We start from the raw sequence: 20596 nt of genomic DNA on the forward strand, positions 1-20596 counted from the left end.
CGGAGAAATTTATTGAAATAAATGCTGCGGTGTGCGGTATATAGTTATTGTTTTTTATTTTTCTGTCACGCCAGACCAAGCCGATAAGGCAGTAGGAAAATTCCCGCCCCAATTAATGAACATGCACACTTTCGAAAACTTCGCGCGCGATACTCCGTTGCCCCTAAACTTACCCACCGGTTTTTTTGTCACAGGCAGGGAAGCCAGAAAAACAATAACCATGGAGAAATCCGATGCAGCTGACACGTATCGCCCAGACCGTTCTGCTCACCCTGCTGGCCGGCACCGCCAGCGCCGCCACTCTGGACAGCACCCGCGAACAGATCGCCGCACAAGCAAAGGCACTTGAACCGGAACTGCTGGAAACCCGCCGCGACATCCACGCGCACCCGGAACTGGGCAACACCGAGAAACGCACTGCGGAACTGGTCGCCAGACAACTGAAGGCCATGGGTCTGGAAGTCAAAACCAACGTCGCCCGCACCGGCGTGGTCGCGATCCTCAAGGGCGCCCTGCCCGGCCCGACCGTCGCCCTGCGCGCCGACATGGACGCGCTGCCGGTCAAGGAAGTGGCCGACCTGCCCTTCGCCTCGAAAGCCAAAGGCACTTATCTGGACAAAGAAGTCGACGTGATGCACGCCTGCGGCCACGACGCCCACACCGCGATCCTGCTGAGCACGGCGAAAATTCTCACAGGCCTGCGCGACACCCTGCCCGGCACCGTGGTGTTCTACTTCCAGCCCGCCGAAGAAGGCCCGAGCGACTTCATCCCCGACGGCAAAAACACCTGTGGCGCGAAAATGATGGTCGAGGAAGGCGTGATGAAATCCCCCGAACCCGACGCCGTGTTCGGCCTGCACGTCTGGGCCGGCGTCCCCGCCGGCCAGATCGCCTACCGCCCCGGCCCGACCCTGGCCAGCTCCGACGACCTGCGCATCAAAATCCTCGGCAAACAAACCCACGCCGGCCGCCCGTGGGACGGCATCGACCCGATCACCGTCGGCGCACAAACCATCGTCGGCCTGCAAACCGTGGTCAGCCGGCGCACCGACATCTCGTCCTACCCGTCGGTGGTCAGCATCGGCACCATCAATGGCGGCACCCGCTACAACATCATTCCCGAGTCCGTCGACATGAGCGGCACCATCCGCTCCTATGACTACGGCATCCGCCAGAAACTGCACAGCGACGTTCGCCAGACCATCGAAAAAATCGCCGAAAGCGGCGGCGCGAAAGCCGACGTGACCATCATCGAAAAATACGACCCCACGATTAACAACCCGGCACTGACGGAGAAAATGCTGCCGACGTTGAAGTGGGCGGCCAAGAATGACGTGGTCAATGCACCGCTGGTGGGCGGCGCGGAAGACTTCTCGTTCTTTGCCAAGGAAGTGCCGGGGCTGTTTGTGTTTCTCGGGGTGACGCCACGGGATCAGGACATGAGCAAAGCTGCGCCGAATCACAATCCGGGATTCTTTGTGGATGAGTCGGCGCTGGTGGTTGGGGTGAGGACGATGGCGTCGCTGGCGACGGATTATTTGTATGGGAATGCTGAGGCTGCCAGATAGAGATGGGGTGATTGTGCGGGCGACTTCGCGAGCAAGCCCGCTCCCACAGGTGGATTGGGTTCATTCAGCGAGGGATTGGTCGGCTGTCAGGCCGCCATCGCGAGCGGGCTCGTTCCTACAGTTGGATTGGGGGCGGTCAGTTGGAGATTGGTCGGCTGTCAGGCCGCCATCGCGAGCAGGCTCGCTCCCACAGTGGATTGGGGGCGGTCAGTTGGGGATTGGTCGGCTGTCAGGACGCCTTCGCGAGCAGGCTCGCTCCTACAGTGAGATTGGGGGCGGTCAGTTGGGGATTGGTCGGCTGTCAGGGCGACTTCGCGAGCAGGCTCACTCCTACAGTGAGATTGGGTGCAGGCAGTTGGAGACTGGTCGGCTGTCAGGCCGCCATCGCGAGCAGGCTCACTCCTACAGAAAAGCAAAAGCCGACCGCACGCTTTTCACCACTCAACAGGATGAGCGCAAGCTCGGCTGCAGCTCTTGATCTTGCCGTGCCGGCCCCATCGGCAGGCTGAGTGGAGGGGTTCATCCGGGGGTGGGAGCGCAGCGACCGTTTGGCGAAGCCAAACACATCGAGAGGAGGTGCAGCGAAGCAAACCGGAGGCGATGCCCCCGGATGAACCCCGCAACGAAGGAACCCGAGCCCAAGCGAGGGCCGTACGCCGGGGCCAAGACCTTTGCTTCCTTTGGGGCGTTTGCCAAAGGGAGTCGCTGTAAGAGCGAAACCGCCAGCCGCAGCACCCGAAGCAACGGATATACACCTAAAACCCCAAGAACCTGGTCGGCCCAGAGGCCGCCAAGGCCAAAAGCTCAAACAACATCTACACCAACATGAATCGCATCATGCCGCCAAAACTCCAGATCACAATCAATCAACCGCTCATGCTGATCATAATTGACCCGAGCAATCCTTAACCCCGGACTCCCCACAGAAACCCGCAAAGCCGCCGCCGCATCCACCGACAACGACGTCGGCACAATCTCGAACCGCACCCGCCCATAGTGCAAATCGTAATGCCGCGCATACAACTCGGTCATCGACTGATTCAAATCAAACCCCAGAATCCCCGGAAAATACTGCGGGTTAAGATAATGCTCCACATACAACACCAGCCGCCCATCAATCCGCCGCGATCGACAAATCTGAATCACGCTCGACAAAGCAGGTAACTGCAACAACGCACACACCGCCACCGACGCCGGCTGCAAGCGCGCCGAAATAACTTCGGTCGACGGCACCCGCCCCTGCGCACTGACCATCGCGTGAAAGTGACTGCGCTGCATCAGGTTGTACGCCAGACGTGGCGGCGAAACGAACCAGCCACGGCGCTCCTCGCGATAAATCTGCCCCTGCGCCTCCAGCTGCAACAACGCCTCACGCACAGTAATGCGCGTGGTGCCGAACAACTCACTGAGTTTGCGCTCGGCCGGCAACTTGCTCCCGGGCGCGAGCAGGCCGTGATCAAGTTGCTCCTGCAACACCTGACCAATCGCTGTCACCGCTTTTGTTGCCTCATCGCGCATCAACGTTACCTATCTGGACTAGACCAGCACTGTTTCGGGGCAAAAACCGTACGGCTGCAAGCCGTTTCCATGTGTTGCAAGCCTAGGCAGTGCAGATGACCGAGAGATGACAAACCTGCCCGACGGTCGCCCTCATGACTTGCAATACATCGGCCAAGTCCCTTGTCTGCCGGGGCTTTGACCTTGGTCTACGCTTAGCGGGCAAGCGCCGAAACCGGGCAAATAAAAGGCCTGCCGGGCGACCGCCGACATCAAAGTGTCATCCAGCCCCCTTAAATTGGCTCAGGTATTGCTGACCTAGACCAACACAAACCGCAATCGCAGCGTTGAACACGACCAAGGAGCTTCGGAATGAAACAGCTTTTCCTGGCAACACTGTTAGGCTCGACCATTGCAATGTGCACCTCCGCCATGGCGGCGGGTACCGATTTGAAAACCCTCGAAGCCGCTGCGAAAGCGGAAGGCGCCGTCAACAGCGTCGGCATGCCCGATGACTGGGCCAACTGGAAAGGCACCTGGGAAGACCTGGCCAAGACCTATGGCCTGAAACACATCGACACCGACATGAGCTCGGCCCAGGAAATCGCCAAGTTCGCCGCCGAGAAAGACAATGCCACCGCCGACATCGGCGACGTCGGTGCCGCCTTCGGCCCGATCGCGGTCAAGCAAGGCGTGGTGCAACCGTACAAGCCAAGCACCTGGGATCAAGTCCCGGACTGGGCCAAGGACAAGGACGGCAACTGGGCACTGGCCTACACCGGCACCATCGCCTTCATCGTCAACAAGAAACTGCTGCACGGCTCCGAAGTGCCAACCAAATGGGCTGACCTCAAGGGCGGCAAATACAAGGTTTCCATTGGTGACGTGAGCACCGCCGCGCAAGCTGCCAACGGCGTACTCGCCGCGGCCCTGGCCAACGGTGGCGACGAGAAGAACATCCAGCCGGCCCTGCTGCTGTTTGCAGACATCGCCAAGCAAGGTCGCCTGTCGATGGCCAACCCGACCATCGCCACCATGGAAAAAGGCGAGATCGAAGTCGGCGTGGTCTGGGACTTCAACGGCCTGAGCTACAAGGCCAAGATGGCCAACCCGGATGACTACGTGGTGCTGATCCCGTCCGATGGCTCGGTGATTTCCGGCTACACCACCATCATCAACAAGTACGCGAAAAACCCGAACGCCGCCAAGTTGACCCGCGAATACATCTTCAGCGACGCCGGCCAGACCAACCTGGCGCGCGGCAACGCCCGTCCGATCCGCGCCGATCACCTGCAACTGCCGGAGGACGTGAAAGCCAAGCTGCTGCCGAACGAGCAGTACAAAAAGGTCACGCCGATCAAGGACGCCGACGCCTGGGAAAAAACCTCCAAGGCCTTGCCGCAGAAGTGGAACGAAGAAGTCATCGTAGAGATGAAGTAATCCTGTAAATCCCCACTGCTGGATCCATTGGAGATCCAAATGTGGGAGCGGGCTTGCTCGCGAAGGCGGTGAGTCATTCAACGATGATGTTGACTGACCCGACGCTTTCGCGAGCAAGCCCGCTCCCACAGGGGGATCGAATTGATTTCGAGCTAATTGAATTTCGCGGAGTTTTTGCCCCTATGAAGCACAACGTCATCCTTGTCGTGCTCGACGGTCTCAACTACGAGGTCGCGCGTCACGCCATGGGGCATCTGCAGGCTTACGTTGGCGCAGGACGCGCTGCGCTCTATCAGCTGGAGTGCGAGTTGCCGGCCCTGTCCCGACCGCTTTACGAATGCATCCTCACCGGTGTGCCGCCGATCGACAGCGGCATCGTCCACAACAACGTTGCACGGCTGTCCAATCAGCGCAGCATCTATCACTACGCCCGCGACGCCGGTCTGAAAACCGCCGCAGCGGCCTACCACTGGGTCAGCGAGCTGTACAACCGCTCGCCGTTCGTGGCGGCCCGCGACCGGCATACCGACAATCTGTCGCTGCCGATCCAGCACGGGCAATTCTACTGGAGTGACCACTACCCGGATTCGCACCTGTTCGCCGACGCGGAAAACCTGCGCCTGCGTCATGCGCCGAATTTCCTCCTGATCCACCCGATGAACATCGACGACGCCGGCCACAAGCACGGCCTCGATTCCGCGCAATACCGCAACAGCGCGCGCTCGGCGGACATCATCCTCGCCGACTACCTGCAAGGCTGGCTCGACGCTGGCTATCAGGTGCTGGTGACCGCGGATCACGGCATGAACAACGATCGCTCGCACAACGGCTTGCTACCGGAAGAGCGCCAGGTGCCGCTGTTCGTCCTCGGTGACGCGTTCAGCCTCAATGCTGATGCCACGCCGAAGCAGACCGACATCTGCGGCACGGTCTGCGCACTGCTCGGCGTGCCCCATGACAAACCTGTGTGCCGGGAGCTGCTCAAGTGAACGCCATGACTCGCGGCAAATGGCTCGCGGCCCTGTGTCTGGTGCCGTTCGCGCTGTTCTTTATCGTGTTCGAAATCGCCCCGCTGGTCTGGGTGATGATCAACAGCCTGCAATCGGAAGAGTTCGGCTGGGGCTTCGCCAACTTCAGCAAGATCTTCAGCTCGAAGTTCTATTTGCAGGCGATCCAGTACAGCCTCGAGATCAGTTTCTGGTCGAGCGTGTTCGGCATCATCATCGCCGTGCTCGGTGCGTATTCATTGCGCCGGGTCGACTCGAAACTGCGCAACTTCGTGAATGCCTTCGCCAACATGACCAGCAACTTCGCCGGTGTGCCCCTGGCTTTCGCGTTCATCATCCTGCTCGGTTTCAACGGCAGCATCACCATCATGCTCAAGCAGGCCGGGATCATTCAGGACTTCAACCTGTACTCGAAAACCGGTCTGATCATCCTCTACACCTACTTCCAGATTCCCCTCGGCGTGCTGCTGCTCTACCCGGCCTTCGACGCCTTGCGTGAAGACTGGCGCGAATCCGCCGCGTTGCTTGGCGCCAACGGCTGGCAATTCTGGCGGCACATCGGTCTGCCGGTGCTGACCCCGGCACTGCTCGGCACCTTCGTGATCCTGCTGGCCAACGCCCTCGGCGCCTACGCCACGGTGTACGCCTTGACCACCGGCAACTTCAACGTACTGCCGATCCGCATCGCGGCGATGGTTTCCGGGGACATTTCCCTCGACCCGAATCTCGCCAGTGCCCTGGCCGTGGTGCTGGTGGCGTTGATGACCATCGTCACCGTCGTGCATCAACTGCTGCTGAAGAGGAGCTACCATGTCTCGCGCTGAATCCGGCCCCGCCGGCGTCTACCACCGCGTCGTGGTGTATCTGCTGTTCGCGATCCTGCTGCTGCCGCTGGTGGGTACGCTGATCTATTCGATTGCCAGCAGCTGGTCGGCGACCATCCTGCCCAGCGGCTTCACCTTCAAGTGGTACATCCAGCTGTGGAGCGATCCGCGCTTCCTGCATGCCTTCGGCCAGTCGCTACTGGTGTGCGTCGGTGCGCTGGTGCTGTCGGTGGTGCTGATCCTGCCCCTGCTGTTCGTGGTGCATTACCACTTCCCGAAACTCGATGCGCTGATGAACATCCTGATCCTGTTGCCCTTCGCGGTGCCACCAGTGGTGTCGTCGGTCGGGCTGTTGCAACTCTATGGTTCCGGGCCGCTGGCGATGGTCGGTACGCCGTGGATCCTGATCGGTTGCTACTTCACCGTGGCGCTGCCGTTCATGTACCGGGCGATCACCAACAACCTGCAGGCGATCAACCTGCGCGACCTGATGGACGCCGCGCAGCTGCTCGGCGCCAGCACCTTTCAGGCGGCGTTCCTGGTGGTGCTGCCGAACCTGCGCAAAGGCCTGATGGTCGCGCTGCTGCTGTCGTTCTCGTTCCTGTTCGGTGAGTTCGTGTTCGCCAACATCCTCGTCGGCACACGCTACGAAACCCTGCAGGTGTATCTGAACAACATGCGCAACAGCAGCGGCCACTTCACCAGTGCGCTGGTGATCTCGTACTTCTTTTTCGTGCTGGTCCTGACCTGGATCGCCAACATCTTGAACAAGGACAAAAGCGAATGAGCTATGTCAGCGTCCAACACCTGCAGAAAAACTACGCCGGCACCACCGTGTTCAGCGACATCAACTGCGAGATCAACAAGGGTGAATTCGTCACCTTGCTCGGCCCGTCCGGCTGCGGCAAGTCCACGCTGCTGCGCTGCATTGCCGGGCTGACGCCGGTGGATGCTGGCAAGATCCTCCTTGATGGTGTCGACATCGTGCCGCTGAGCCCGCAGAAACGCGGGATCGGCATGGTGTTCCAGAGCTACGCGCTGTTCCCCAACATGACCGTCGAGCAGAACGTCGCCTTCGGCCTGCGCATGCAAAAGGTCAATGCCGACGACAGCCACAAACGTGTCGCCGAGGTGTTGAAACTGGTCGAGCTCAACGACTTCGCCAGTCGTTATCCGCATCAGCTTTCCGGCGGTCAGTGCCAGCGCGTTGCCCTCGCCCGCTCGCTGGTCACTCGCCCACGCCTGTTGCTGCTGGATGAACCGCTGTCGGCGCTGGATGCACGAATTCGCAAACACCTGCGCGAACAGATCCGGCAGATCCAGCGCGAACTCGGCCTGACGACGATTTTCGTCACCCACGACCAGGAAGAAGCGCTGACCATGTCCGACCGGATTTTCCTGATGAACCAAGGGAAGATCGTGCAGAGCGGCGATGCCGAAACCCTCTACACCGCACCAGTGGACATATTCGCCGCAGGCTTCATCGGCAACTACAACTTGCTTGACGCCGACAGTGCCTCGAAGCTGTTGCAACGGCCGATCAACCACCGTATCGCAATTCGCCCGGAAGCCATCGAGCTGAGCCTCAATGGCGAGCTCGATGCGCAGATCCGCAGCCACAGCCTGCTCGGCAACGTGATCCGCTACCGCGTCGAAGCGCGCGGCGTGGAACTGGTGGTGGACGTGCTCAACCGCTCGGCGGCGGATCTGCATCCCGACGGTCAGCGTCTGGCGCTTTCCATCGATCCGACGGCCCTGTGTGAGGTAGCCTGATGACTTTGCTGACGTTGAAGAGAGAACTGCACTGATGGCCCTGGCAATATTTGATCTGGACGAAACCCTGATCCACGGCGACTGCGCCACCCTCTGGAGCGAACAGATGGGGCGCCTGGGCTGGGTCGATCGCGAGTCGTTCATGCGCAAGAACAACGAGCTGATGGACGCCTACAGCCATGGCAAATTGCGCATGGAAGAATTCATGGCGTTCAGCCTCGAACCGCTGATCGGCCGCACCCCGGAAGAAGTCGACCACCTGGTCGGCCCGTGGGTCGAAGATTTCATCGAACCGATCATCTTCAGCGACGCGACCAAAACCATCGCCGCCCACCGCAAGGCCGGCGACCGGATTCTGGTGATCTCGGCCTCGGGTACACACCTGGTCAAACCGATCGCCGAGCGCCTGGGTATCGACGAGATTCTGGGCATCGAACTTGAAGTCGCGCACGGCGTTTACAGCGGCCAGACCGTCGGCACGCTGACCTACCGCGAAGGCAAGATCACCCGCCTGCTGGAATGGCTGGATGCCGAGGAAGAAAATCTGGAAGGCGCGAGTTTCTACTCCGACTCACGCAACGATTTGCCGTTGCTGCTGAAGGTGGATTTCCCGCATGTGGTAAATCCGGATCCGGTGCTGCTGGAGCATGCCGAAAAAGCAGGCTGGCCGATCCATCTCTGGAAATAAACAGAGATTTAAATGTGGGAGCGGGCTTGCTCGCGAAGGCGGTGGATCAGTCAAGAATATATCGACTGACACTCCGCTTTCGCGAGCAAGCCCGCTCCCACACAGGTTTTTCAGAGTCCTCAGCTCAGGCTGTCGTCAATCACCAACACCACCTTCCCCGAAACCGTATTACTCGCCAGCTCGGCAAACGCCGCTTCGGCATCCTTCACCGGGAAAGTCTTCGCCAGTTGCGGACGCAACCGCCCTTCGGCAAACAACGGCCACACATGCTGGCTCAGGTCACTCAACAAGTCGGCCTTGAACTGATCATCGCGACTGCGCAACGTCGAACCGAGCAACTGCACGCGCTTGGCCAGCACCTGTGCCAGATCCAGCTTCGCCTCACGCCCGCCCATCAAACCGATCAGCACCCAGCGCCCGTCCAGCGCCGTCAACTTGAGGTTCAGCGCCGCATAATTGCCGCCGACCGGATCAAGAATCACGTCAAACGGCCCGAGGTCGCGCAGGCTCTCCAGATCATCGGTGCGCACCACCCCGCCCTGGGCCCCCAGCGCCTCGCAGTAGGCCAATCGCTCGGCAGACCCGACGCTGACCCAGCATGGATTGCCGAACGCCTTGCACAGCTGAATGGCGGCTGAACCAATTCCACTGGCGCCGGCATGCAGGAGAACCTTTTCACCGGGTTTCAGCGCTGCGAGCTGAAACACATTCAGCCAGACCGTTGCATAAACCTCGGGTAATGCCGCGGCCTCGATCAACGACACGCCCTCGGGCACCGGCAGCACGTGCCGTCCGTCGACGACCACCTCTTCAGCCATTCCGCCCCCGGCCAGCAAGGCGCAGACCCGGTCGCCGACCTGCCAGGACGAGCCGGCGCCGACCTCGCTGATCACCCCGGAACACTCCAGACCGAGCACCTGACTGGCGCCAGGCGGCGGTGGATAAAGCCCGGCTTTCTGTAATAAATCGGCGCGATTGAGGCCGGCAGCCGCCACGCGAATGCGCACTTGTCCTACATCACATGCCGGACTCGGCTCTTCAACCCATGCCACTTGCCCTTCAACGCCTTGCAATGCCTTCACAGTGCCTCCATAGTGAGTCTGGACTGAGCCCGAAGCTGTAGCGCCGGGCTTTTTGCATTATGCGACCGGCTCTCGTAGAACCGGCGACTTCAAAGACGGCCTAATATGCGTTATCAATTGTCCCCGCGTCGAATCAGCATGAAGCATTTGCTCCCCAGCACCGCCCTCGCTCTTTTCATCGGTATCGGTTTGTTGCCGATGTCGGGCAAAACATTCGCAGCCAACAGCTGGGACAACTTGCAGCCTGATCGCGACGAAGTCATCGCCAGCCTCAATGTCGTCGAGTTGCTCAAGCGTCACCACTACAGCAAGCCGCCGCTCGACGATGCGCGCTCGGTGATCATCTACGACAGCTACATCAAGCTGCTGGACCCGTCGCGCAGCTACTTCCTGGCCAGCGACATCGCCGAATTCGACAAGTGGAAGACCCAGTTCGACGACTTCCTCAAAAGCGGCGACCTCAACGCCGGGTTCACCATCTACAAACGCTATCTGGACCGCGTCAAGGCGCGTCTGGACTTCGCCATTGCGGAGCTGAACAAGGGCGTCGACAAGATGGACTTCACCACCAAGGAAACCTTGCTGATCGATCGCAAGGACGCCCCTTGGCTCAAATCCACCGCTGAACTCGACGACCTGTGGCGCAAACGCGTCAAGGACGAAGTGCTGCGGCAGAAGATCGCCGGCAAGGATTCCAAGCAGATTCAGGACACCCTGACCAAGCGCTACAAGAACCAATTGGCGCGCCTCGATCAGACACGCGCGGAAGACATCTTCCAGGCGTACATCAACACCTTCGCCATGTCCTACGATCCGCACACCAACTATCTGTCGCCGGATAGCGCGGAGAACTTCGACATCAACATGAGCCTGTCCCTCGAGGGCATCGGCGCCGTGTTGCAGAGCGACAACGATCAGGTGAAAGTCGTGCGCCTGGTGCCGGCAGGCCCGGCCGACAAGACCAAGCAGGTTGCACCGGCGGACAAGATCATCGGCGTTGCCCAGGGCAACAAAGAGATGGTCGACGTAGTGGGCTGGCGCCTGGACGAAGTGGTCAAGCTGATCCGCGGCCCGAAAGGCACCGTGGTGCGTCTGGAAGTGATTCCGGCCAGCAATGCGCCGAACGACCAGACCAGCAAGATCGTGCCGATCACTCGCGAATCGGTGAAGCTTGAAGATCAGGCGGTGAAGAAATCGATCCTCAGCCTGAAACAGGATGGCAAGGACTACAAACTCGGCATCATCGAGATCCCGGCCTTCTACCTCGACTTCAAGGCGTTCCGTGCCGGTGATCCGGACTACAAGAGCACCACCCGTGACGTCAAGAAGCTGCTGACCGAACTGCAGAAAGAGAAAGTCGACGGCGTGGTCATCGACCTGCGCAACAATGGCGGCGGTTCTCTGCAGGAAGCTACCGAGCTGACCAGCCTGTTCATCGACAAGGGCCCGACCGTACTCGTGCGTAATGCCGATGGCCGCGTCGATGTGCTTGAAGATGAAAACCCGGGCGCGTTCTACAAAGGCCCGATGGCGCTGTTGGTCAATCGCCTGTCCGCCTCGGCTTCGGAGATTTTTGCCGGCGCCATGCAGGACTACCATCGCGCACTGATCATCGGTGGCCAGACCTTCGGCAAAGGCACCGTGCAGACCATTCAGCCGCTGAACCACGGCGAACTGAAACTGACCCTGGCCAAGTTCTACCGGGTTTCCGGGCAGAGCACCCAGCATCAGGGTGTGCTGCCAGACATCGATTATCCGTCGATCATCGACACCAAGGAAATCGGCGAAAGCGCCCTGCCGGAAGCCATGCCGTGGGACACCATCAAGGCAGCGATCAAGCCTGCGGTCGATCCGTTCAAGCCGTACCTGGCGCAGCTCAAGTCCGAGCATGAGGCACGTAGCGCCAAAGATGCCGAGTTCGTGTTCATCCGCGACAAGCTGGCCCTGGCGCAGAAGCTGATGGAAGAAAAAACCGTCAGCCTCAACGAAGCCGAGCGCCGTGCCCAGCACGCGGACATCGATGCCAAGCAACTGGCGATGGAAAACATCCGTCGCAAAGCCAAAGGCGAAGAACCGCTGAAAGAGCTGAAGAAGGAAGACGACGACGCCCTCGCGGCAGCCGAGCCGGACAAGGTCAAACCAGAGGACGACGCCTACCTGGCCGAAACCGGGCGCGTGCTGCTGGATTATCTGAAACTGAGTAATCAGGTGGCCAAAAAGTAAGATGATGGCAATTTAGTGTTGACGCTCCTCGGAGCGTCATCAAACAGTCATCATTCTGTCGTGAAATAAAGGACCGGGAGCGTCTCTTCAAGCAAGAGCGCTCCCGGTCCTTTTTTTATCGCCAGAGATAGCCATGACCACGACCGAACAGCTGAGTGCCTTGAGCTCGATCCTGACTCAAAGCGGTTTGCACAGTCTGTTCCAGCCGATCATTTGTCTTTCCGAACGTCGTATTCTCGGTTACGAAGCCCTCACCCGTGGCCCGTCCAACAGCCCTTTGCACTCGCCTATCGCGTTGTTCGCCGTGGCCCGTCAGGCCGGTCGTTTGAGCGAACTGGAAATTGCCTGCCGCCAGTCTGCCTGCCGTCGTTTCAACGAGCAGCAATTGCCGGGCAAGTTGTTCCTCAACGTTTCACCGGAATCCCTGCTTGAAGCCGCGCACCAACCGGGACGGACCCTGCAACTGCTGCAGGACTTCGGCATTCCACCAAGCCAGGTGGTGATCGAACTCACCGAACAGACGCCAATCGACGATTTCCAGTTGCTGCAAACCGCGCTGCATCACTATCGGGCGATGGGCTTTTCGATTGCGCTGGATGACTTGGGTGCCGGCTATTCGAGCTTGCGTCTATGGTCGGAGCTGCGCCCGGATTACGTGAAGATCGACCGCCACTTCATCGACGGCATCCATCAGGACGCATTGAAACGCGAGTTCGTCGGCTCGATCCTGCAAATCGCCAAGGCGTCACGGGCACAGGTGATTGCCGAGGGGATCGAGTTGCCAGAGGAACTGGCGGTGCTGACCGAGATGGGCGTCGATCTGGTACAGGGTTACCTGCTCGCTCGCCCTCAGGAGCATCCACCCCGCGATGCCCGGGCCCTGATGCCGAAACACGACAGCAGCGCCGTAGCGCTGAACGACGAGGGCAGCGACCTCAGCGCCCTGCTCAATGACCAACCGGCGGTGCATCGCGACACACCGACCGCTACCGTATTGGAAGCCTTCCGCCGCCAGGCCAATCTGAACTCACTGGCGGTGCTCGATGAACAGGGCCAGCCGTGCGGCATCGTCCATCGCCATTCGCTGTCCGACGCCTTGCTCAAGCCATTTGCCACCGACCTGTTCGCGCGCAAGCCGATCAGCCGCCTGATGAACGACGACTTCCTCGCCGTGGAGATGAGCCAGTCGCTGCAACAGGTCAGCCGTCTGATCACCAGCCGCGCCCGGCAACGCATCGAAGAGGATTTCATCATTACCCTCAACGGTGGTTATCTCGGCCTCGGTCGGGTGATCGACGTCCTCAAACTGATCACCGAACTGAAAATCCAACAGGCGCGATACGCCAATCCACTGACCCTGCTGCCCGGCAACGTGCCGATCCAGCAATGCCTGACCCGCCTGCTGCAACAGGGCCGCGAATCGATCATCTGCTACGTCGACATCGACAGCTTCAAACCCTTCAACGACATCTACGGCTACGGCCGTGGCGACGAAGTCCTGCTGTGCCTGGCGCAATGCCTCAACGAACGCGTCGACCCATCCCGCGACTTCGTCGGCCATATCGGCGGTGACGACTTCCTGCTGGTGCTCGGCCCGGAAGACTGGCGCAAACGCCTAAACCAGTTGCTCGACGACTTCCAAAGCCAATGCCGCCGCTTCTATCGCCCGGAACACCTGGAAGCCGGCTGCTTCATCGCGCCGAACCGGCAGGGGATTCGGCAGGAGTTTCCGTTACTCTCGTTATCGATCGGCGTCGTCCACCTGCACCCCACGGCTTGCGCAGAACTGGATGCGAGTCAACTGGCGGAGATGGCTTCGCAGGCGAAGCATCATGCGAAGAATGTTCCGGGGTATAGCGTGCATGTGATTGATAGCCTCACTGCCGCCGCCCTTCATCAACCGCAACTGATCGGCCAACGCTGACTCCCCAGCAGACACAAATCCCTGTGGGAGCGGGCTTGCTCGCGAAGGGGGCATTTGAATTAGCCCAACTGTTTCGGCCTTAACCCATATCTGAATCATCGGCGTGATACTTCAATAAACAACTCAACAAAACCTGCATAAACTGACGCTGGTCCTCTACGTCGTCATCAAAATAAGTAGTGATTCTTGTAAATACCTCATCAAAGCTATCACCGGCTTCCAAATAGTACTTCAGTGTGTCGATACACCACTCTCGTTCCTCAACGCTATAAAAAATAAACTCAGGCTTCATAAGAATATCAAATAGCTCAGCAAGCTCTTTCTTGTCATTGACATTCTTCGAGACGATGATTTTTTCACGAGCGTCATCATGAGTATTTTCTATATCAAATAGAAAAAGCAGACCACGCAAAACAAAATATTCAGGCTTACGTTTCAATTCACAAACTCCGTATAAGAGGTTATCGGCTCAGCCGCTCTATTGAGAACTACTACAGCATGTGTTTGCTGTCCATAAACGACTCCTCCCCTTTTGTACCCCTCGCCAACAACCTTACCCATATTCATAGGTTCTTTAGACGCGATTTGACCGTTCCGTCTGAAAATAAGCTGTGCACGATGTATTGCGTTAAGTTGATCTCGATAACTAAAAAAGTGAGTAGCCGCACTGGGTATTTTTGGCTGCCCTGCTCGCCTCCCATTGGTATAAACCTCGATAATTCCAGTTGTTGGATTTCTTCCCGTCAGTGAGCGTTCCTGCTGAGAAGCTAATGTGGTCTGTTTGCCATGTTTCTCTAAGAAGTGTGCGTCTTGTGTGGCTCTCTCCATTTCATCCAGACGCCGATGAGCATTTTCTTCTGCCACCTCATCAAGCCTCGCCCGCCGCTCCTGCGCTGTCATCTTCGGCAGTGGAGGCGCTCCTTCTTCGACGACTGCACGACCCGCCTCGTACCGCATCGGACGGCGCGGTGTCGGCGGAGGACAGGTGCAGCTCAACCCCAACGGATCCACCCACCCCGTCGGATTTGGCACATACCGGTATTGATTCAACCCACCCGCCAACTTGATGGGATCCGGCGTCAGATACCGCCCCAACCGCGGGTCGTAATACCGATGCCGGTTGTAATGCAGTCCACTTTCCGCGTCGAAATACTGCCCCTGAAAACGCAGCGGCTGGTCGAGATAGTCCTCGCCGGCGAGGGTGATCGCCGCGACTTTGCCGTAGGCGTCGTACTGCGCGGACCAGACGATTTCGCCGCTGTAGTCGGTGAGTTCCTGCGGGGTGCCGAGGTGGTCGAGTTGGTAGTAGAACGGGCAAGCGCGTTTCGGGCCTTTGCCGTCGAGCAACGCCAGCGGCCGGAAGGTGCCGGGTTCGTAGACGTAGCTGCGGTGGTGGGTTTTGCTGCTCTCGGCGACGAGGTGGTCGCCTTGCCAGAAGAACTCGGTGCTGACGCCGTCGACGGTCTTGCGGATACGCCGGCCGAAAGCGTCGTATTGATAGGTCGCGGTTTGGCCGTCGGGGCGGGTCAGGCTGATCAGGCGGTGTTGGCAGTCGTAGCGGTACTCGGTAACGAGTTGCTGGTCGCGGCCACGACGCTCGCGGATCAGGTTGCCGAAGGCGTCGTAGTCGTAGTGTCGGTCGCCTTGCATCAGCAGGCGGTTGCCCTTGATCCGGGTGGGACCGGGGCGATCCTGCATCAGCAGGTTGCCGGCCGGGTCGTGGGTGAAGGACTCGGGCAGTTCGTCACGCGAGTGGCGCACGCGGATCAAGCGGTCGAGGGCGTCGTAGGCGTAGGTGCGCTGGCCGTGACGGCTGTCGGCAATGTGCTCCAGATTGCCGTTGGCGCTGTAGGCATAGTCGCGGCGGTATAGCGACGTGTGCTGATGGCCTACAACGTGGGCCAGCAAACGGCCCTGATCGTCGTAGGCATAGTCGCTGAGCAGCAGGCCTTGCTGGCGTTGTTGTTCGCGACCGCACTGGTAGACGTGACTGGTCAGCCGTGCGCCATTGAGGTCGATGGCGGTCAGCGCACCGCCCTTGGCGTAGTGATAATCGAGCTTGCTGTTGTCCGGCAGACGCTGGCGCTTGAGCTGGCCGCAAGCGTCATAGGTATACCGCAAAGTGCCCCAGCCCTGATGCTCGGTGATCAGCCGGTCTTGCAGATCGTATGCGAAGGCCAGTGGATGTTTCTGGCCGTCATCGACACCGATCAACCGCCCCAGGCGATCGTAGCGGTAAGCCACCTGAACCCCGTCGGGCAGGGTTTTCAGCAGCAGACGCCCGGCCGCATCACGCTGGTAAGCGGTGACCAGCGTTGAGCCGTCATCGCCGAACTCGGTCTTCTCCAGCAGGTGCCCATTACGATCGTAGGCGTAGGCGGTGCGCCGGCCGTCGAAGCCGGTTTCCTGTCGGATCAATCCGCTCGGCGTGTAGTCCAGTCGGTACTTTTCCCCGGACTCGTTCTCGATTTCCGTGAGCAGCAGTTGCGCATGGTCGTAGCGGTATTGCACCCGCGTGCCGTCGGGATTGATCTTGCGCGAGACCAGGTGCAGGTCATCGTCATACTCGTAGCGGGTGATGCGCCCGAGTTCGTCGCGCTCGGCAGTAACCTGGCCATAAGCGCCGTAGCTGTAGGCGCGGGTGGCACCTGTAGGAAAGGTCGTCTGAACCAGTCGGCCAGCCGCATCCCACTGCTGACGGCTAATCGCGCCGTGCTCGTCGCAAGAGGTCGTCCGCCGTCCCAGCGCATCGTAGGAAAAACGCCGCACACCGCCAGCGGGCAGGGTTTCTTCGATCAGTTGGCCGAGATCGTTCCAGACAAAAATGTGCCGACTGGTGTCCGGATAGCGGATCGACAGCAACTGCCCGCGAACGTTGTAGTAGTAATGGGTGACCTGGCCGTCGGGATCGACTGCTTCGGTGACATCCCCTTCAGCGTTGCGCCGGAATGTCCACACCGCCTCACCGCGAGAACGGCTGTGCAGGAAACCGTTGCGGTACTCGTAGGACGTTGGCTCGTCTTCCGGCGGAAGCAGCGCGATCAGCCGTCCGACGTCGTCGTAGCGGTATTCGGTGACCGCACCGAGCGCGTCCTGCTCGGCGATCAGCCGACCCTGATCGTCATAGGCCTTGAGGTGCTCACCGCCATCGGCCTCGACCTTACGCACCAGCCGTGCGCTGTCATCGTGGACGTAAACCTCTTCGGTGCCATCGACGTAATGCACCGCGACACGGCCGTCGTCGTCCCAGACATACCGCGTGTCCATCTGCGAGAACGACGCCCAGTGCCGCACGCAGCGCGCCGCTTTGCCGGCACGCTCCCACTCCCAGAAGAAACTCGCGCCGCCGGTCAGTTGCCGCTGCAGGATGACGTGCTGATCGTCGTAGTCGTAACGCTCGCTGTCACCGACGGCGTTGGTCGCGGCCAACAAACGCTGACGGGCGTCGTAGCAATAACTGACCAACGTTTGCTCGGTGCGCCAGCCATCGCCCCCAAGCACCTGGTAATCCACCGCTAACAGATGCGCCTGGTCGTAGCGCAAAAACAGCGAGCGACCTGCGCCGTTATCCAGGCGCTGCACACGGTCGGAATAATCGCGCTGTACGGTCAGACGATTGCCATACGCATCACTGACCGCCGTCAGCCGCCCAGCCCGAAAGTGATAAAACCGCGCCGTTTCCCCCGCCAGCGCGAGGATCAGTTCCTCCGGCTCATTCCCGAGAAAAATCGCCGCCCGCGACAGGCTGTTGTGAATCTGCGGCCGTTCAACGCTGGGCAACGGAAACCGCGTGCGGCGGTTCTCGTGATCGACCCAGACCACCACATCGCCGTCAAACTCCAGCCGATGCGCCAGCGAATGACTCCAGCCAAACCCCAGCCCGACATCGATCTCCACCGCGCTGGTGCGGTACAACCGGGTGAACTCGAACGGCAGCAAACCATCGAGCGTGCCATCGCTCAGGGTCAGCAGTTCTTCGCCGGTGACCATCGACACCGGACAGCCGTTGGTGCAGGTCAGCGGCGCGCAATCGGCGCTGTCGCCGTTGGGGTTTTTCGCTTGATCGGGAGCGTTATCGTGGTGCTCGTTTTTCTTCAGGGCGGCATTGCGCTTCGCATCCCAGCGCAATTGCATGCGCCCCTTTTTCACGCCGGCGGCAATACCCCGCGCGGCAACGGTTTTGTACTGGTCGACGTAATGGATGAACGTGTTGACGATGCCGAAAATCGCCTTGACCAGGCGCTTTACAACCGACAGCAACTGGGCCGCGCGATCCGCCAGGCGCAGGGTCAGATAAGCGATCCCTGCGCCAGCCCCGACGAATGTCAACACAACGCCGATCAGCACATCGATCAGCACCTGCACGATCATCATTGACGCCGTTTCAGCGGTTTTGCCGGCGATCTGGCTGGGCGGCAGCATCTCGAACCAGAGGCTCGCCGCACGCAACAGCAAACACAGCGCCGCTTCATCACTGACCAGCAACTGCAGTTTCTGCATGACATCCGGAGCTGATTCTGCGAGATGGATCAGATCAGCCGCGCCGCTTCCCAGCCGCTCGGCAAATGCGCCTGGATCCTTGAGAATGTCCGACAGCATCCCGATGCTGTCCCACACCCCCTCGATCGCCGCCCAACTCCCGGCGAGCATGCCGTTGCTCGCGGCTGTCGCCACCGACTGCGACCACTGCGGCTGGAACCCTTGCCACTCGCTGCGCAGCCAGCCATCCAGCTCACCGGTTAAGCCGTCGTAGGACTTGAACAGCGCCTTGATCTGCTCCGGGGTAACGTCGCTGTGCACCTGCACGCGATAGAACTTGCCTGGCGTACCGGTGAAGGTGCCCCGGCCTTGCGCATCCAGTGCCACGGGCGAGGTTTTTCCATCATCCACCGCCACCACATCCACCACGATGTCGCCCAGCGGAATGTCGTACACCGACTCGAACTTGCTCTCGATCGCCAGCACTCCGCTCTTCGGGCACTGCACGACGCTGGTGGAAAACTCACTGTCGCCGGTGCTGACGGCGGTGACGCGATCGCCGAAGCGAATGATCCGCTCCATGCCCATCAGCGACGGCAGGTCGGCCGCGTGGCTGACCTGGTCGGCCGCGCGACTCAACCAATGCTCAAGTTGTTGGCGATAGAGGTCGAGGGTGTCGGGGAAGCTGTCGAGTTCCTGCTCGATGCGGCTGACGGCGTCCATCAACGCACACGACGATGCGGGGTGGAATGAAAAACCGGGTCAAACATGAGCGTTCCCTCGCGCAGAAATTAGGCGCGGGGACTTTGCGGGGGATCAGCCAGGAAAGAAGTCAGGCGAGTAGGCGTTTGCTGTAGGACTAATCTGTAAAAAACCAGTTACTACAAAACGTATAGCTATAAACGTAAACGTGGCGTGAGGTTTCCCTCACGCCACGTTTATCGGGCCGACACAAATGGATTTACTGGGTTTAATCGCGAGCGCTCAATTCTTTGAGTTTGAGTTCGGCCAACGGGTGGCCGGCCTTGGCGGCCAAAGTCCACCAGCGCGCAGCCTCTGCTGGATCCGGCCCCTTGCTCGGGGTACCTGCAAGGCAGATCACGCCGACCTGATAGGCCGCTTTGCCATCGCCGGCGAGTGCCGCCAGACGCAATAGCCGCACACCCTCTTCGCGGGCACCCAGGCCAACCCCGCGAAACGTCAGAATGTGCCCATAAAAGCTTTGCGCGCCAACATCGCCAAGATTGGCCATGCGCGCAAACTGCCCTTCGAGCCAGCGCCAGCCTCTGGGCTGGCGGACGAACCACGACCAGTGAAACAGCCTACGGGCCAACCAGTAACTAGCCGACGCCTTGAGTCGTAAGAACACTCAGGCCTCCGCCGATTCCGGGTACTCGTATTCGAAAACCCTGACCACTTCCGACGCATGCCAGGAAGCAGCCGCGACGCCATCGGATGGCCCGGAAAAGCGCCCCAGACGCTCGACGCATTCAAAAAAACCGGTACGTGGCAAACGGCTGGCACCCTGGCTGATCACCAGCGAGCTGCGCAATGGCTGCTCGGCCTTGGCGTCCAGTGCGGCCAGATGCTCAAGTGCCGCGGTCAGCGTCTGCATCGCCGGCGTCGGCAGTTGCAAACGTTCGAGCAAGGCTCGATAGGTCAACAGATGGCGCTGCCTGCGCGCCTGATCCAGCTCCCCGAGCAATCCGTCCCAATGTTGACGACTGATGCGTACGCTCACGATTCATCCCTCCAACCCGGCACCGTCAGTTCCCAGGCCAGGCTGCGACGAATCGCGGCGTCAGGTTGACGCTCGCCGCTTTCGATCATGGCCAGATAAGACGGGCTGATGCCTACCGTGCGGGCCAGCGCCTCGATGGCGATGCCCTTCCCTTCGCGCAAACTGCGTAGTTGATCCAGACCTGGAAGAATCGGGTCCGGCGTTGCGGCGGCCGGCGCTGGCGCCTGCTGCTGCGGTGTTTCGTTGATGCCTGCTGCTTTCAGTAGAGCCTGATACTGAACCCATGGCAGAACCGCATATTCGGGTTCGCCATCGCGTGCAATTATCTGAATATCCATGACTACCCCGTA

The 20596-nt window shown here is 60.0% G+C and carries 16 protein-coding genes; 9 read left to right on the plus strand and 7 right to left on the minus strand.

Going from position 1 to position 20596, the window contains the following annotated elements; translation table 11 throughout:
* Positions 1-233 precede the first annotated feature (233 nt).
* Positions 234-1568 (plus strand): amidohydrolase, encoded by a 1335-nt coding sequence (locus JFU48_RS28130; RefSeq protein WP_201138337.1) that lies wholly within the window; start codon positions 234-236, stop codon positions 1566-1568.
* Positions 1569-2372: 804 nt separating this feature from the next.
* Here JFU48_RS28130 and JFU48_RS28135 read toward each other — a convergent pair.
* Complete coding sequence (locus JFU48_RS28135; RefSeq protein ID WP_025113378.1) at positions 2373-3086, minus strand: UTRA domain-containing protein; 714 nt, start codon at positions 3084-3086, stop codon at positions 2373-2375.
* Positions 3087-3437: 351 nt separating this feature from the next.
* Between JFU48_RS28135 and JFU48_RS28140 the strand changes: the two genes are divergently transcribed.
* The 6 genes from JFU48_RS28140 to JFU48_RS28165 all read left to right on the plus strand — a co-directional run bounded on the left by JFU48_RS28140 (position 3438) and on the right by JFU48_RS28165 (position 8797).
* Complete coding sequence (locus JFU48_RS28140) at positions 3438-4505, plus strand: ABC transporter substrate-binding protein (RefSeq protein ID WP_003223128.1); 1068 nt, start codon at positions 3438-3440, stop codon at positions 4503-4505.
* A gap of 182 nt (positions 4506-4687) precedes the next feature.
* The gene (locus tag JFU48_RS28145; RefSeq protein WP_201138338.1) at positions 4688-5494 is read left to right on the plus strand and encodes an alkaline phosphatase family protein; all 807 of its coding nucleotides are present in this window, start codon (positions 4688-4690) and stop codon (positions 5492-5494) included.
* Between the two features lie 5 nt (positions 5495-5499).
* Positions 5500-6336, plus strand: a complete 837-nt coding sequence (locus JFU48_RS28150; protein ID WP_163005303.1) for an ABC transporter permease — start codon at positions 5500-5502, stop codon at positions 6334-6336.
* Positions 6323-7123, plus strand: a complete 801-nt coding sequence (locus tag JFU48_RS28155; protein ID WP_003223125.1) for an ABC transporter permease — start codon at positions 6323-6325, stop codon at positions 7121-7123. Before JFU48_RS28150 ends, JFU48_RS28155 begins: the two co-directional genes overlap by 14 nt.
* Positions 7120-8109, plus strand: a complete 990-nt coding sequence (locus JFU48_RS28160) for an ABC transporter ATP-binding protein (RefSeq protein WP_103520194.1) — start codon at positions 7120-7122, stop codon at positions 8107-8109. The genes JFU48_RS28155 and JFU48_RS28160 overlap by 4 nt, the downstream gene beginning before the upstream one ends.
* A gap of 34 nt (positions 8110-8143) precedes the next feature.
* Positions 8144-8797 carry an HAD family hydrolase gene (locus tag JFU48_RS28165; RefSeq protein WP_103520195.1) on the plus strand — a complete coding sequence of 218 codons (654 nt, stop codon included), beginning with the start codon at positions 8144-8146 and terminating at the stop codon, positions 8795-8797.
* A 119-nt stretch (positions 8798-8916) separates the two neighbouring features.
* Here JFU48_RS28165 and JFU48_RS28170 read toward each other — a convergent pair whose 3' ends face one another.
* Positions 8917-9879 carry a zinc-binding dehydrogenase gene (locus JFU48_RS28170; protein ID WP_201138339.1) on the minus strand — a complete coding sequence of 321 codons (963 nt, stop codon included), beginning with the start codon at positions 9877-9879 and terminating at the stop codon, positions 8917-8919.
* Positions 9880-10017: 138 nt separating this feature from the next.
* Between JFU48_RS28170 and JFU48_RS28175 the strand changes: the two genes are divergently transcribed.
* Together JFU48_RS28175 and JFU48_RS28180 are read left to right on the plus strand one after the other, a co-directional pair.
* Complete coding sequence (locus JFU48_RS28175; protein ID WP_177434744.1) at positions 10018-12102, plus strand: carboxy terminal-processing peptidase; 2085 nt, start codon at positions 10018-10020, stop codon at positions 12100-12102.
* A gap of 133 nt (positions 12103-12235) precedes the next feature.
* Positions 12236-14026 (plus strand): bifunctional diguanylate cyclase/phosphodiesterase, encoded by a 1791-nt coding sequence (locus JFU48_RS28180; protein WP_201138340.1) that lies wholly within the window; start codon positions 12236-12238, stop codon positions 14024-14026.
* A gap of 79 nt (positions 14027-14105) precedes the next feature.
* On the opposite strand, the gene JFU48_RS28185 is transcribed toward JFU48_RS28180, so the two are convergent.
* The 5 genes from JFU48_RS28185 to JFU48_RS28205 all read right to left on the minus strand — a co-directional run bounded on the left by JFU48_RS28185 (position 14106) and on the right by JFU48_RS28205 (position 20584).
* Positions 14106-14465: a hypothetical protein gene (locus JFU48_RS28185; protein ID WP_201138341.1), complete on the minus strand. Its 360-nt coding sequence runs from the start codon at positions 14463-14465 to the stop codon at positions 14106-14108.
* Positions 14462-19228 carry an RHS repeat-associated core domain-containing protein gene (locus JFU48_RS30715; protein ID WP_201138342.1) on the minus strand — a complete coding sequence of 1589 codons (4767 nt, stop codon included), beginning with the start codon at positions 19226-19228 and terminating at the stop codon, positions 14462-14464. Before JFU48_RS30715 ends, JFU48_RS28185 begins: the two co-directional genes overlap by 4 nt.
* 247 nt (positions 19229-19475) lie before the next feature.
* Positions 19476-19874: a sel1 repeat family protein gene (locus tag JFU48_RS28195; protein WP_103483772.1), complete on the minus strand. Its 399-nt coding sequence runs from the start codon at positions 19872-19874 to the stop codon at positions 19476-19478.
* Complete coding sequence (locus tag JFU48_RS28200; protein WP_003223109.1) at positions 19875-20246, minus strand: hypothetical protein; 372 nt, start codon at positions 20244-20246, stop codon at positions 19875-19877.
* Entirely contained in the window at positions 20243-20584 is a 342-nt protein-coding gene (locus tag JFU48_RS28205) for a helix-turn-helix domain-containing protein (RefSeq protein WP_027613366.1), read from the minus strand. Before JFU48_RS28205 ends, JFU48_RS28200 begins: the two co-directional genes overlap by 4 nt.
* Positions 20585-20596 lie beyond the last annotated feature (12 nt).

The sequence above is a fragment of the Pseudomonas sp. TH49 genome (genome assembly GCF_016650625.1).
Taxonomy (GTDB): Bacteria; Pseudomonadota; Gammaproteobacteria; order Pseudomonadales; family Pseudomonadaceae; genus Aquipseudomonas; species Aquipseudomonas fluorescens_H.

Excerpts from the sequence above, each read along its gene's own strand:
- JFU48_RS28130 (WP_201138337.1), top strand. The coding sequence starts at position 234 with ATGCAGCTGACACGTATCGCCCAGACCGTTCTGCTCACCCTGCTGGCC.
- JFU48_RS28135 (WP_025113378.1), bottom strand. The coding sequence starts at position 3,086 with ATGCGCGATGAGGCAACAAAAGCGGTGACAGCGATTGGTCAGGTGTTG.
- JFU48_RS28140 (WP_003223128.1), top strand. The coding sequence starts at position 3,438 with ATGAAACAGCTTTTCCTGGCAACACTGTTAGGCTCGACCATTGCAATG.
- JFU48_RS28145 (WP_201138338.1), top strand. The coding sequence starts at position 4,688 with ATGAAGCACAACGTCATCCTTGTCGTGCTCGACGGTCTCAACTACGAG.
- JFU48_RS28150 (WP_163005303.1), top strand. The coding sequence starts at position 5,500 with ATGACTCGCGGCAAATGGCTCGCGGCCCTGTGTCTGGTGCCGTTCGCG.
- JFU48_RS28155 (WP_003223125.1), top strand. The coding sequence starts at position 6,323 with ATGTCTCGCGCTGAATCCGGCCCCGCCGGCGTCTACCACCGCGTCGTG.
- JFU48_RS28160 (WP_103520194.1), top strand. The coding sequence starts at position 7,120 with ATGAGCTATGTCAGCGTCCAACACCTGCAGAAAAACTACGCCGGCACC.
- JFU48_RS28165 (WP_103520195.1), top strand. The coding sequence starts at position 8,144 with ATGGCCCTGGCAATATTTGATCTGGACGAAACCCTGATCCACGGCGAC.
- JFU48_RS28175 (WP_177434744.1), top strand. The coding sequence starts at position 10,018 with ATGAAGCATTTGCTCCCCAGCACCGCCCTCGCTCTTTTCATCGGTATC.
- JFU48_RS28180 (WP_201138340.1), top strand. The coding sequence starts at position 12,236 with ATGACCACGACCGAACAGCTGAGTGCCTTGAGCTCGATCCTGACTCAA.
- JFU48_RS30715 (WP_201138342.1), bottom strand. The coding sequence starts at position 19,228 with ATGGACGCCGTCAGCCGCATCGAGCAGGAACTCGACAGCTTCCCCGAC.
- JFU48_RS28205 (WP_027613366.1), bottom strand. The coding sequence starts at position 20,584 with ATGGATATTCAGATAATTGCACGCGATGGCGAACCCGAATATGCGGTT.